A 14,271-nucleotide genomic window follows, 5' to 3' on the forward strand; every position below is an offset into this window, starting at 1 on the left:
TATTCAGAATAAATTTAATGCTTTATTTGGCACTGTTCCAGTTAGGAAACGCTTCCGGATTAATTAGATTGGCCGGACGTTCTCCTGTTAAACCAGAAATCAAATTACTGTAAGCTGTTTTTGACATTTCTAATTCTGTTTCATAAGTTGACGAACCGATGTGAGGAGTAGTCACTACATTATCCAATTTTAATAACGGATTATCCGGATTAATTGGCTCCATTTGAAAAACATCCAGCGCTGCGCCATAAATTTCTTTATTTTCCAGTGCGAATATAAGAGCTTCTTCGTCGACCACATGACCTCTTGAGCCATTAATGAAAATACAGGTTTCTTTCATTAGTTTAAATTCTTTTTCACCGATTAAATGGTATGTTTCAGGGGATAACGGTGTCATTACGCAAACAAAATCCGCATTCTCCAATAAGAATTCCATACTACAATAATTAGCATTAAACTCATTTTCAATTTCGAAATTACGAGAACGGTTATGATAAAGTATGTCCATATCAAAACCAAGATGGGCCCTCTTTGCGATTTTGGTCCCAATTTTCCCCATACCGATTATCCCTAAAGTTTTTTTGTGGATATTTACTCCAAACATATTTGGAGGGAGGACATTAGTCCATTTACCTTCTTTCATATATCGATCCAATTCTGATATTCTTCTGGCGGCGGAAATCATTATCCCCATTATTAAATCTGCAGTCGTATCTTCTACAATTCCCGGTGTGTTGGTGGCAAGTATATTTCTCTTCGTCATTTCGCCGATATCTAAATTATTATAACCAGTTGACACATTCGAGACTATTTTAAGACTTGGTGCCTTGTCCAGCAAGTCTTTATCCACTGGTAGATCGAGTCCTATAATTCCTTCAGCCTGCTTAAGAGAATTGAGAAAAACGGTATTGTTTTTAGGATCAATGTTTTCAAAATACTCCACATCATAAATTGCAGAGAGCTTTTCTAAAACAGTACTGTCTAAACGATTATAAGCAATTATTTTTTTCATCTGGAAATCAGCTCCTAATAAATTTATTGGTTAGAAACTTTACCTTATAAATAATGAAGAAGTCAATATTATTTTCCTGAAGAATTTATGCTGTATCAGGTTCAATTTTTAATGTATACATACTGTCTAAATATCAAGAAAATATTTCATACATTAGTTAGAATGTTCTTTTAATAACGACAATCTATAATTATTTTAAATCCAATAAAAACTGGGAGGTAACAAGATGGAAACTAATTTAGTAGAAAGAGTATCTGTAGAAACATTAATTGAATGGGATAAAAAGCATGTATTGCATCCAAATACTTCTATTCCTCAACATCAAAAATTCGGACCGAGTATCATCTTTACAGAAGGAGAAGGCATTTATTTAAAGGATGTTCATGGAAATAAATATATTGATAGTTTATCGTGTCTATGGAATGTAAATATTGGACACGGACGTTCCGAGCTGGGGCAGGTAGCTTCTGATCAGTTAGCAAAACTAGGGTTTAGCTCGATTTTTTCAGCTCAAAGTCATGATTTAGTAATCCGTTTAGCGAAAAAAGTGGCTGAGTGGACTCCTGGTGATTTAAATACAACATTCTTTACTTCAGGTGGTTCAGAAGCTAACGATACAGCTTTTAAAACAGTCCGCAATTACTGGAAAATAAAAGGTCAGCCTGAGAAAACGAAAATAATTTCAAGAAATAAATCCTATCATGGTGTGGCAATGGGATCTACAAGCGCTACGGGGTTACCGGCGTTCAGAGATTTCACTACTTCTTTAGCTCCTAACTTCATTTATGTAGATTCTTCAATTAATGCATTAAAAGAGTTAATTGAAAAAGAGGGTGCGGAAACAATTGCCGCATTTATTTCTGAGCCTGTACAAGGTTCGGGTGGAGTGAATTTACCACCGGAAAATTATTTTAAAGAAGTAAGAAAAATCTGCGACGAGAATAATATTTTATTTATCGTTGATGAAGTCATTTGTGCTTTCGGTAGAACAGGAGAGAAATTTGGAATGGACTTGTTTGAAGTTGTTCCGGATATTATGTGTATTGCCAAAGGACTGACAAGCGGGTATGCACCACTAGGCGGCATGGTTATTAGCGATAAAATTAAAAATGAACTGGAAGAACATTCTCAAGGGATTTTTTACCATGGATATACGTACAGCGGACATCCTTTATGCAGTGCGATTGCTTTGAAGAACCTGGAAATCATCGAAAAAGAAGATTTGATCACGAATGTTAAAAACATGGGTGCTGAATTGCAAAAAGGCTTAAACTGGTTACAGGAGAAGCATGATTTGCTAGGAGAGGTGAGAGGGGTCGGTTTATTAGGCGCAATTGAAGTATTGAAAAATAAAGAAACAAAAGAACGATATGAAGACCGGGTTTCTCCAAAGGTTGTGGAAGAAGCATTCAAACGCGGACTGATTCTACGTAGTATTGTATACGGAGAACAGGATACGCTGGCGTTTGCTCCACCATTCATCATTACAAAACAAGAAGTGGAAACAATTATTTCGATTGTTGATGATTCCTTTATTACAGTGAAAAACAGCCTTGGTTTATAATTAGTTATTAATTTATAGAAAAGGCATATAAAAAAGTATCCAGTCCCTTGTTCATCAAGAATAGGGGACTGGATTTATTAGTTTAATAGAAATTAATCGTAAAGTAAGGACTCTTATTACTGCTGTACTCCAAGCCTACGATTGCGTTTTTATAGGCAGGCTGTAATAAATTGTCCCGGTGCCCTTTACTATTCATGAAGCCTTCATGTGCATAAATCACATTGTAGTGCCCATACGAAATATTTTCGCCCCAAGTTCTCAGCTCGGACTTGCTCATGCCGCCGCTGATCATACGGTCATATGGTGTCGTACCAGAAAGACTTGTATGAGAGAAATAGTTGTTATCGATCATATCTTTACTATGTTTACGAGCAATAGTCGCCCATTGCGGTGAATGTGTAAGCGGATCCACACCTTCAGCAGCACGTGCCTGATTCATCAGCTCGACCATGAGCTGTTCTGAATGCTTTTGCGTATCCGATATATCACCGTAATAGCCATCTTTGTTCACTTCATAGTCTTTATGGACATAAAGGATTGAGCGGATAACATTCTTTTTATGAATATCATAGAAAAACGTTACGTAATAGTCATCTATTAAATAGAAGTTATATTCATTGGAAGAAGGCGTATTATAAATTACATTACCACGACGCACATTTACATTTTTCGTTCCGTACTTCGCTTTTACATCGCTTGCATTATTTTTGCCGATTTTCAGATCTTGTGCAGCGAAGAAGCTTTTTTCTTGTTTTGTCATGTATCGTGCAACGATCTTGTTGTTGTCGACACCTTCCAGTTCAAAGTCCAGATTTTTGCCTGTTTGCTTCCATGCAAAGTCATATTCACTATTGTAGGTTGCAGTAGCTGTATCGGGTTTTTCGACAGGTGGAGGTGCCGGTTCGCTGATTACTTCTCCAGTCGTTTTATAAATGAGTGCCCGGTACAGGAATGTTGCCATTTGTGCACTTGTGACATTATTATTCGGTAAAAACTGATTATTTTCATTGCCGGTCGTAATACCATAGCTCGCCAAAATATTTACATAGTCATAGTACCAGCTGGATTTTGAGACATCTTTAAAGCTGATCGTCGTACCGCCGTTTAATTTCAGGCTTTCTACTAATATTTTTGATAGATGTGAGCGCTTTACAGGCTGGTCCGGATTGAAATTACCGTATTCATCCCCATCAAAAATACCTGATTCATACGCCCAAATAATCTCTTGTGCAAAAGGAGTCGAATTCGTTACATCTTTAAATTTACCGTTGTAAGAACGTTCTTTTGGAATGGCAAGGGCCGAATCGCTTGAAAGAATGGTTTGGAGAATTTTCGATGCTTCTGCACGTGAAACAGGTTTGCTGAAATTAAATTGATTGCCGGATTTATAATCATACACATTTAAGTTGTTTAAATATTGGATGGCTTCAGTATGGGAATTGCGGCTGTTTTCAACATCGTAAAAAGTCTTTTTCGCAAAGACGTCATCGCTTGCGACAAATAATGCGGAAGCGAACAAAGTGGTAGCAATGAAACTTTTTGTTATTCTTTTTTTCATGCATTTCGACTCCTTTATTAATATTCTATTTTCCGTATCTATTATTTTGTTGTCTTTACCCGTACGGAAAAACAACAAAACACGGAGTTATGTATAATAATAAAACGGCGGGGAAGATGTGCATGTTCCCGCCGTTTATTGTTTTATTTAATTAAATACCATAGTGCATCTTTCCATGTTGCATTAACATATGTCCATTCAAACGTACGTAATGGATATGGTCGGAATGTAGGGGCGAACAGATTTTTTTCGTCGCCGTCAATGAATATTTGTTGTGGGGCGATGGGAGCTGTAAATACCGCCGTGTCCTCTAAATCTTTGTCTTTTGCAGAGTCCTCTTTTTCGGAATCTTCCAGTTCAACAGTCCGGATGCGCGGTTCGGTAACGACGGCATCCTCTTCAATGCCTTCTTCGTTGATGTTTTCCGCGATCGGTTCACCATACATGAACTCTTTTTGTTCAATTTCGGCTTTATGCTTGAACAGAAGGTCGACCGGCTCCAGTCTTGTTTTCCCGTCTTCTCCAACTGTATAAATAAGGTCTATTGAATTGTCCTGTTCATATTTTACAAGCCAATCCTCGTTTACTTGGAAGCTGTCATTTGCTTCAAACGTCGTAATTTTCGCATCTACAAGTATTCCGATCGGTGTTTCCGTTAACAAGTCAGTTGGTTCGATGCTAACTTCGTAAACCGTGTCATCCTGTTTCACTTTATCTTTCTTTTTCATTTCATTAAACGCAATAGAATCACGAGCAGGTATTTGCTGTTTCTCCAGTACATCTCCAGCAATGACCAGTTCGTCTTCTTTGCCTTCATTCAATATAACAGAAGCCTGTTGACCAATCTCGACTTCCTTCCAGTCCTCATGCTCCACATAGGCAACAAATTTCTTTTCAAGTGATTGAATCTGGAAAATGATTGAATCGCCTTCAAGAACAATTTCCTTAATAATTCCGTCCACTGGTGTAGTTAAAGAATTATTGTTATTCAACTGGGAAATCATACTGTCCAAAATGCTGATCTGGCGCTCTGTTTCCGCAATGGAACGTTGGATAATGGCAATACCCTCAGCCGTTGGTGTGTTTTGTTCAATACCAAGCTCCAATGTTAAATTAAGGTTCCAGTTTTCATTATCACCAAGTGTTGTTGAATCGGTTGCAGTACTCGGTGAGGAATTACTGCTTTCGTATTGTAGATCGGAAACGATTCTTTCCAATTCCAATAGCTCATTTTCATATGCATCACGATCTGTCTCAAGACGTGTAATTTCACGTTCAGCTTCTTCAGGTTTATAAATGGCCAGCTCCGTTAAGACGCTGACACTTTGACCTTGTGTAACGAGAACCTCACTGATCGATTGTACAGGCGCTGCGATGAAGTGCTCTTGCTTCGCTGCAACTACAGCATCGGTTTCCAGAACTTTTTCATGATAATCGGCTACCGCAAACTGCACATTATTAATATAGTAGTTTTTCATAATGATATCGTTGTCTTTTAATAATAAATAACCGTTTATCAAAACAAATAGTAAGGCAACAGCGCTAAAAATCTTTACTTTTTTCGTCATACGCATTACAGACCAAGCCACCCTTCGATCCATGTTAAAACAGGAAGAATGCTATACAACGCAACAAGCGATGCCAATACGATTTGAATAAGTATTAACTTAAACAGCAAAGCTTTCGGTCGATCTGTCCAATTCGATAAAAATATGTATTGAATCCATACCGCAATTATCGATGCGACTGTTAATTGATTCAGGAAGAACAATAAATAGTCATGATAATAAACATATGCCATCATAGGTGCCAGTGAAAACATGGTGAACTGTGTAGAATATCCTGCTATTGCAAAGATAATCACTGTCAGCAGCTTTTCAAGAACAATGAAAAAGATAACATATAACTGTATCTTTCGAATCCAGTCATAATCAATATTTGTCAATAAATGAATCAAATATGTAATGACATAATAATGAATGATAAAAAATAAAATACCTGCTAGAATCGCACCGATTAAAGACATCAGTCTGGCGAAACTGTACATATCTCCTTCACCATTTACAAGCAATGCAGTTAAATCGGTTGTATTCATCCCCCAGAAGTTACGGACGATAAAAAACAGTAATGTAAAACCAAAAATAGCCATCAAAACTTTTCGATACCCTATAAGTCTTTGATCTTCGCTACGTTCAATATTATGTATGAGTTGCGAGGGGTTTGAAAGATGATGCCAAAACTTGTACTCGAACATAAATTCACCTCAATATTTTTATTAACATATGCCTAATACCCTAATTTGGAGTAAATAACACATATATTAATAGTGTAATAGAAAATATAATTTTATTATAAACCTTATCGCAATTTAAATGTAAAAAGTATGTAAATTATGAGGAATAGTCTAGGTTAAGCGAGAAAGAAGTGCTACTTTTAGTTAAGGTAGTTGGCAAATATAGGAGTATTACATTTCAAAATAGTCTTAAGGGGTTAGCTGGCGATGAATTTAACTAAGCAAAATAGTATCAAATCACTTATCGAAATATTTTTGGTTTCAACACGATTAGGGCTGACATCCTTTGGGGGACCGACTGCTCATCTAGGGTATTTTTATGAAGAATATGTAAGAAGAAGAAAATGGATGGATGAAAAAAGCTATGCAGATTTAGTTGCACTTTGCCAGTTTCTACCAGGTCCTTCAAGCAGCCAAGTGGGAATCGGCATTGGAATTATGCGCGCTGGAATAGTAGGGGGAATAACATCATTTATTGGGTTCACATTTCCCTCAGTAGTAGCTCTCATCATCTTTGCATTACTTGTGACCGGATTTGATGTCGGTAATGCCGGTTGGATTCATGGTTTGAAAATTGTGGCGGTAGCAATCGTTGTGCATGCCATTATCGGAATGGCTAAAAGTCTAACACCAGATCGGAAACGGAAGGCAATTGCCATTTTTGCTTTACTGGCGACGCTTCTTTGGCAAACTGCTTTTAGCCAAGTAGGGGTTATATTAATTACCGCATGTATAGGTTATTTTTTGCTGAAACCTATGAATGATGGAACAGGGGGGCATTCGTCGCGCATTCCTGTTTCTAAACGGGTTGGATGGTTTTGCCTTCTTTTATTTGTTGGCTTACTGGTAGCTTTACCTTTGTTGAAGGAGGCGACAGGTTCTTATTGGGTGGCAATGTTTGATAGCTTTTACCGCTCAGGTTCTTTCGTTTTTGGCGGGGGGCATGTTGTACTGCCCTTACTGGAAAAGGAGTTTGTTCCGACAGGGTGGATGAGTGAAGAAGCATTTTTAGCAGGATACGGTGTGACACAAGCTGTACCAGGTCCACTATTTACATTTGCCGCTTACATAGGAACAGTAATGAACGGATGGCAAGGTGGACTCGTCGCGACAATAGCGATTTTTTTACCGGCGTTTCTATTAATCATTGGGGCACTGCCGTTTTGGGATCAACTGCGTAACAATCCGAAAATTACAGGTGCCATCATGGGCGTGAATGCGGGTGTTATTGGTATTTTAATTGCTGCGTTATATACGCCAATCTGGACAAGCTCTATATTGGAGGCGAAGGATTTTGGATTAGCCGTGATTTTATATAGCATGCTGGCGTATTGGAAACTGCCGCCGTGGATTGTCGTTTTTACCGGGGCCGTAGCCGGGGGAGTACTATTATAGAAGAATGTGCAGCTGTCTCTCGAGGCTCTTAAAACTATCCGAACATTACGTGACTTAGGTATTTATGGGGACAACTGTTACGGATAAAGTTGAACATACCAATCCATAAATATTAAACATTGAAATAAAAGTAAAATAATATTAATAGATTTGGTATTAACTCTTTCTAATTTAATAGGAAGAGTAATTTTGTGAGAAAATTTGTAAAAATATATAAAATTATATACAATATTTCCTATGGAGGGATGAACATGCATTTTTTTAGTCAATTAAAAGTAAACGGATGTTTGCTAGAGGTGCAAGGTTATTTTCAGTCGAAAATGAATATCCTTGAAATTCAATGTAAAGAAGCCTTGCCAATATTCAAAAATTGGAAATATGAAGAGGTGCTTGTGGAAGAACTTTCTTTAATTGATAATGATCAGACAGTGTATTCAGATAGCTCTCCTTTGGTTATAGCAGAAGTTTGTCATAATCAAATAAAGTTATTACATATATAAAACTATTATATTAAATTGGGGGAGTTACCTATGAAAGTTCATACTAAATTTCTAGCATCGGCAACAGCAGCGATTCTAGCAGCCACGGCAATTGTTCCAGCCGCTAGTGCCGCATCTTTTACAGATATTAAGGGCAGCGGGCATGAGAATGCAATTATGATACTAGCAGAGCAAGGTATCATCGGTGGATATCCGGATGGCACATTTAAACCAAATCAAAACTTGACACGTTCCGATGTTGTAAAACTATTAGGTAAATATTTAGTTTCGTTAGGTCATAAAATTCCTGAAGATTACAAAACGGAAATGCGTTTTACGGATTTATCGGTAAAGTCTCAAGATGAACTTTTGCAGTATGCAGCATTAGTAAAAGATCTTGGGGTTTTCCAAGGCAGTAACGGGGCACTTATGCACCGTGACCAGTTGCGTCGTGACCAAATGGCGACTGTTTTGATACGTGCATTTAAAGTCATCAATGAATTCGATTATATAGAAACAATGAAAGAAACAGACTACAAATCAAATATTAGTGACTTAAACAGAACATCTAAGGAGCATCAGGAGTCAATTGAAACTTTGGCCTACTATGCGGTAACAAAACAAAAAACATTCAATCCGAAAGATCCGACAAAACGTGGCCAATTCGCAACATTCCTTTATAATATGCTGCAAATTAAAGTCCCTAAGCCGGAGCCGGAAAAACCTGCTGTAACTATAAAAACTGTAGAAGTACAAGCAGCTGACAAATTGCGTGTAGTTCTTTCTGATGATAAAGCGTATATAGTGACATTAAAAACGCCATTAGTGGAAAATATGGAAACAGAAGTTACTTTTGATATTGGTGAACAATCGTTTACAACGAAGGTAACTTTTGAAGTGCCTGACTTAAAAATTACATCTATTACTAATCCTAATGGAGCACAAATAGCTATTACATTTAATCAGCCTATAAAAGCAGATACGGAATTAAATGCGGCATCGATTAATAAACTGGTTGCTGTTACAGGAATAGAACGACTTGAACAAGTTCAATTGTGGAAAGGGCAGTTAAGTGAGGATAAGCGTACATTAACTGTTACCATAAATTCAACAAAGGGACTAGAGGGGCGCTATCGTGTAGTTGTAGATAATATTGAATCGATAAATTCTAAAAAATTACCTAAATACGATGATATCGTAACTTTTATAGCTGATAAAACCGGACCAAGTGTATTAAAGGTGGAAAATATTTCAGCAACGAAAGTAAAAGTTATATTTACAGAACCAGTAACAAATCCAATAGGGGTTACGCAATTTAAGCTCGTTGATGGCTCTATAGTTACAGGTATTCAAGGGGCGATTGATAAAAATGCAACAGAAGTTATTTATGATTTATCTGGTGCTACTGCACGTGGGAAAAGCATAGAACCCGGCACATCAATTGCAGTAAACTTTGGGATAGTTGTTGATATTGGAAACAATTTATCTACACCGAATCCTTTAACAACATATATTTCAAAAGGTGATAAAGATGGCGTTATCCCGACTTTATCAAATGTTACGCAGCTTGGAGCAAAAAAATTCAAATTAACTTTTTCAGAAGAAATCCGTACACTTGTCCCTGCTGATATTTATGTAAATCAAAATTCTTATTCACCCCGGATTATGAATGTCGTTCAGGATCAAGAAGATCCAAAGTCTTATATTGTCACTACAGGCGGCTCATTGAATGGCTATACAACGATTTCTACAGCAACTGGAAGATATATTACAGATATGTCGGGTGAAGTAAACGGGTTTTCAACAGCCTATAATTTTGTTGCAGATACATCAGTTCCAAATATTGTAAGTGCAAATGTTGTGAAGGATAAAGGTGCAGAATATCTGGAGTTTGCATTTGATAAAAACGTTGAATTAGGTCCAATAGCTCAAGTTACGCTGGCAGGAAGTTATATCTCGAACGGTTATACTTATCCATTAGAAAAATCTTTAATAGGGAAGCTGGAGAAATCAGCAACAGATGATAAAATAATCCGTACTCGTTTAAGTACAATCCCAGGGTTAACAGCAAATTCAGGCTACACGTATACAGTAGGTGCAACATTTACCGGGGTAACAAGTGAATATGGACAAGCAGTAAATCCTGCATACCAAGTAAATTTTGAACGGGGTACAGATATTATCCTAAACGAGGAGAAAATCACCGTTATAGGTGTAGAAACTTCTTTTAATGCAAAACAAGGTACGAAAATTGATAATAAAACAATAGTTATTACACTTTCAAATCAAGTAGATGGTATTACTGCATCCAACCTTGAAAACTATGTATTGGAAGGTGCCACAATTCAACGTGCCGTTGTCAACCATAATGAGCCTCATAAGGTATATTTAACAATTAAGGAAGGCGATGTTGATTTCCAGCGAGGAGCGAATTTGACAATCAGCAATTTGCGGGCATTGAATTCAATAGTTACGATGGAACCGAAAACAGAACTTGTTTTCTTGAATGAAAACCTTGCACCACAATACTTGTATCATAACATTACAGGTTCTGATACAATCATTCTCTCATTTAATGAATCCGTTAAAAATGTATTAAACAATTCATTTGAGGTAAAGGTAGGAAATTCAACAGCATCAATTGCACAGACTTACACTACAGGTGTTAATAATGAGCAAATAGCGATTCGATTAACTCAACAGTTAAGGGCTAACCAGGAAGTTCAGATAACACAAAACACCTCGTCTTTGATAAGTGATTTAGCGAATAATAAATTAAATCTGTCACCTATCCAATTTACGGTGCCGAATTATATAAACTTCTAAAATTTGGAGCATATCTATCTCATTAGATATGCTTTTTTATATTTTTATAATGCTTTCGAGTCGTTTTGGTGGAATTGTGTTTATATTCAAATAATTTGTGGAAATGAAAAGGTTGTAAGCAAGTTTGAAAGACAGACAACCTATTAATTGTTTTACTAACTAGGAGGTAAAAAAAATGCAGAAAAAGTACAGGAAGTTTTTGACGACGGCAGCTAGTGCGACACTAGTGGCATCGGCAATTGCACCGGCAGCAAGTGCGGCCAGTTTTTCGGACACAGCAGGAAATACTCATGAGCTTGCAATTGATTCACTCGTAAGTCAAGGCATCATTTCAGGATATCCGGATGGCACATTTAAACCGAATCGTACACTGACACGTTCGGATGTTGTAAAACTACTAGGAAAATACTTAGTATCACAAGGTTATAATATCCCTTCAGATTATAAAACAAATATGCGCTTTTCAGACTTGCGCAGTACATCACAGGACGAACTACTGCAATATGCGGCATTGGTAAAAGACAACGGCGTATTTAACGGAAGTAATGGAAACCTGTTACCTGCAGATCCGATTACACGTGAAAATATGGCGGTTGTTTTAGTGCGTGCTTATACGAATATAAATAATTTTGATTTCCTGGGACATGTGATGAACCAGAGTTTTAATGAAGATGTCATTGATTATAATAGGGCAAAAGCAGAGGCACGTTCAGCAATCAGAGTATTGGATTTCTACAATGTAACCGGCGTACCGAACTTCAACCCGAAAGGCAATACAACACGAGGACAGTTCTCTTCATTCCTGTATAAAATGCTTCAAGTGGAAGTGCCGGGTGAAGGGTTGAAGGCGATTGAAGTTGTGGATGCATCGACATTAAAAGTTACACTTACGAATAATACGGAACATACGGTGAACTTAGATACGCCGTTGGAAGCCGGCAAAGAAACGCCTGTTAAATTTACGATCAACGGTAAAGAGTATGGTACTTCTGTCACTTACAATGTTCCTTTAACAGTAAAAGCAGCTGAAGCTACGGGAGCGAATAAATTAAAAGTCACATTAAGCGACAATTCCGAGCACGAAGTTACTTTAGAAAACAATCTTCCTGAAAATGAAGAAACAACGGTAGATTTTAAGATTGACGGTAAAGATTATTCAGCGAAAGTAACGTATGTCGTTACAGAAGTGAAAGTCGCAACTCTCAAGGCACTGAATGGTGGACAAATTGAAGTGAAGTTCAATCAAAGAGTAGACTTGCCTGCCAGCTTAACACAAGCTCAATTAGCAAACTATGTAACAGTGGCGGATGTAGATAGTTTAAATGCGATTACTCTTTCGAGAGGACAGTTAAGCGAAGATGGCCGTACACTGACAATCTTTACAAACGGGACAACAGCTTTAACAGGCCGCTATCTCGTAAAAGTAAATAATGTGAAAAATGCAGCCGGTACAACGGTTACTCCATATGAAGAAATCGCCAACTTCGGTACGGATACAGTTGCACCAACGTTAATCAGTACAGTGAACCGGGATGCGAAAACAGTTCGCGTTACGTTCTCGGAGCCTTTGCGCGCATTTAGCAACAGCAGTATTACATTCAGACTGGCGAACGGTACGAATGTAGCGGGAATTACCGGGGAAATCGCTGCGGGCGCAACATATGCGGATTTTGATTTATCAAATGCAACGGTTAATGGTCAGCCATTAGCAGCAAATACACAAGTAGAAGCAACATTTGCTGGACTGCGTGATATCGCAGGAAACTTCAGTACACCAAACCCGTTAAAAACGAGCTTTGCAATGGGTGGGGCTGATGGAGTTAAGCCAACGTTAACAAGTATTTCCCAAACTGGTCCGAGAACATTCAGACTGACATTCTCGGAGCGCATTCAAAAGCCGGCAGTTACGGATCTGGAATTACGTTTAGGTAATTCGCCAAATGCCATTACGGCAATCGAGGCAGTCCCTGGTGATGATCGATCATTTATCGTTACCGCTACAAATGATTTAACCGGTGTTTATAATATTGGCACAGCAGCCGGCAAAACGATTACTGATATTTCAGGTGAAACGAATACATTTACAACTACTCATTCATTTACGCTTGATACAGCAGCACCTGAAGTGACGTCAACTTCTGTAACACGAGAAGGCAATTTCGAGTATTTAAATATTACGCTCAACAAACCAGTGGATTTAGTGAATGCATCACGTGTAACCGCTTCCGGCAACTATGTCAAAGGCGGCGTAACACATTCATTCAATGGAACAGCAACTGAATTAGAGTATCGGGAAAACGGCAATCGTACTGTAGTGCGCGTGAGACTGGACAATTTACTAGGAACAGGCGACGCGGCGGATGCAACATATAACGTGACATTATCGTTCACAGAAGTAGACAGTGCCTATGGTGTGAATACAGCTAGCAAATCAGTCACATTCAATCGTACATCGGATTATTCAACTAATGAAAATGTATTGAATGCGCCGACTGTTACAACTTCAGTGACGGATTCAACGTTGACAAACAATCAAGTCCGATTGAAGTTCGACTATGATTTGGATGCCACAACAGCATCTAGAGTAAGCAATTATTCTATTCCGAATGCAACAATTACGAACGCTCAAGTTCTAAGCGGTGCATTGGATACGGTTGTTTTGACGTTAGCGCCAAATGGAACAACATCAACAGGCCCGCGTGAATTAATAATTAGAAATGTGAAAGCGAAGGATTCTATTGCAGATCAGCCAACCATAACGACAGAAGTCAATTTAAAGGAAAATATTCGCCCAATGATAAATTCAGCTCAATTTATAGCAGCAAACCAAATTGAGCTTACTTTTAGCGAGAATGTAAGCGGTCTTGATACCGATTCATTTGTAGTTGTAAATGCTGCAGGAGCAACGGTCGGAATTGCATCAGTAGCAAGATCGACGTCAGCCAATAAAGTAACGGTTACTTTGTCTGCAAATCAAGATGCAGGTACGACCATTACAATTACTCCAGGTGCAGGAATTGAGGATGTAGTTGATGAAGCAGGCAATGCGGTAGTCGATACATTCACTTTAACCCCAACATTAAGAACAAACTAGGTTGCAGGTGTAAAGGCATACATGTTTGATTGCATGTATGCCTTTTTAGT

9 protein-coding genes are annotated in these 14,271 nt (G+C 38.0%); 5 read left to right on the forward strand and 4 right to left on the reverse strand.

Features of this window, described 5'->3' with window-relative positions:
* Positions 1 to 22: 22 nt before the first annotated feature.
* Positions 23 to 1,012 carry a 2-hydroxyacid dehydrogenase gene (locus MKX73_RS10370; protein ID WP_340717359.1) on the reverse strand — a complete coding sequence of 330 codons (990 nt, stop codon included), beginning with the start codon at positions 1,010 to 1,012 and terminating at the stop codon, positions 23 to 25.
* Positions 1,013 to 1,238: 226 nt separating this feature from the next.
* Between MKX73_RS10370 and MKX73_RS10375 the strand changes: the two genes are divergently transcribed.
* Positions 1,239 to 2,576: an aminotransferase family protein gene (locus MKX73_RS10375; protein WP_339197632.1), complete on the forward strand. Its 1,338-nt coding sequence runs from the start codon at positions 1,239 to 1,241 to the stop codon at positions 2,574 to 2,576.
* Positions 2,577 to 2,658: 82 nt separating this feature from the next.
* Here the strand turns inward: MKX73_RS10375 and MKX73_RS10380 are convergent, their stop codons facing one another.
* The 3 genes from MKX73_RS10380 to MKX73_RS10390 form a co-directional block, all read right to left on the reverse strand.
* Entirely contained in the window at positions 2,659 to 4,134 is a 1,476-nt protein-coding gene (locus tag MKX73_RS10380; RefSeq protein ID WP_340717360.1) for an S-layer homology domain-containing protein, read from the reverse strand.
* A 143-nt stretch (positions 4,135 to 4,277) separates the two neighbouring features.
* The gene (locus MKX73_RS10385; RefSeq protein WP_340717361.1) at positions 4,278 to 5,708 is read right to left on the reverse strand and encodes an HlyD family secretion protein; all 1,431 of its coding nucleotides are present in this window, start codon (positions 5,706 to 5,708) and stop codon (positions 4,278 to 4,280) included.
* A complete protein-coding gene (locus MKX73_RS10390) occupies positions 5,708 to 6,388 on the reverse strand; it encodes an amino acid transporter (protein ID WP_340717362.1) in 681 nt (226 codons plus the stop codon). Before MKX73_RS10390 ends, MKX73_RS10385 begins: the two co-directional genes overlap by 1 nt.
* A 246-nt stretch (positions 6,389 to 6,634) precedes the next feature.
* On the opposite strand from MKX73_RS10390, the gene MKX73_RS10395 reads away from it, so the two are divergent.
* The 4 genes from MKX73_RS10395 (at position 6,635) to MKX73_RS10410 (ending at position 14,221) form a co-directional block, all read left to right on the forward strand.
* Complete coding sequence (locus tag MKX73_RS10395) at positions 6,635 to 7,822, forward strand: chromate transporter (protein ID WP_340717363.1); 1,188 nt, start codon at positions 6,635 to 6,637, stop codon at positions 7,820 to 7,822.
* A 251-nt stretch (positions 7,823 to 8,073) separates the two neighbouring features.
* Positions 8,074 to 8,322 carry a hypothetical protein gene (locus MKX73_RS10400; RefSeq protein WP_340717364.1) on the forward strand — a complete coding sequence of 83 codons (249 nt, stop codon included), beginning with the start codon at positions 8,074 to 8,076 and terminating at the stop codon, positions 8,320 to 8,322.
* A 30-nt stretch (positions 8,323 to 8,352) separates the two neighbouring features.
* Positions 8,353 to 11,127 (forward strand): S-layer homology domain-containing protein, encoded by a 2,775-nt coding sequence (locus MKX73_RS10405; protein WP_340717365.1) that lies wholly within the window; start codon positions 8,353 to 8,355, stop codon positions 11,125 to 11,127.
* Between the two features lie 175 nt (positions 11,128 to 11,302).
* Complete coding sequence (locus MKX73_RS10410; RefSeq protein ID WP_340717366.1) at positions 11,303 to 14,221, forward strand: S-layer homology domain-containing protein; 2,919 nt, start codon at positions 11,303 to 11,305, stop codon at positions 14,219 to 14,221.
* Positions 14,222 to 14,271 lie beyond the last annotated feature (50 nt).

Origin of the sequence: Solibacillus sp. FSL W7-1436, from assembly GCF_038007305.1 — a bacterium.
Lineage (GTDB): Bacteria > Bacillota > Bacilli > Bacillales_A > Planococcaceae > Solibacillus.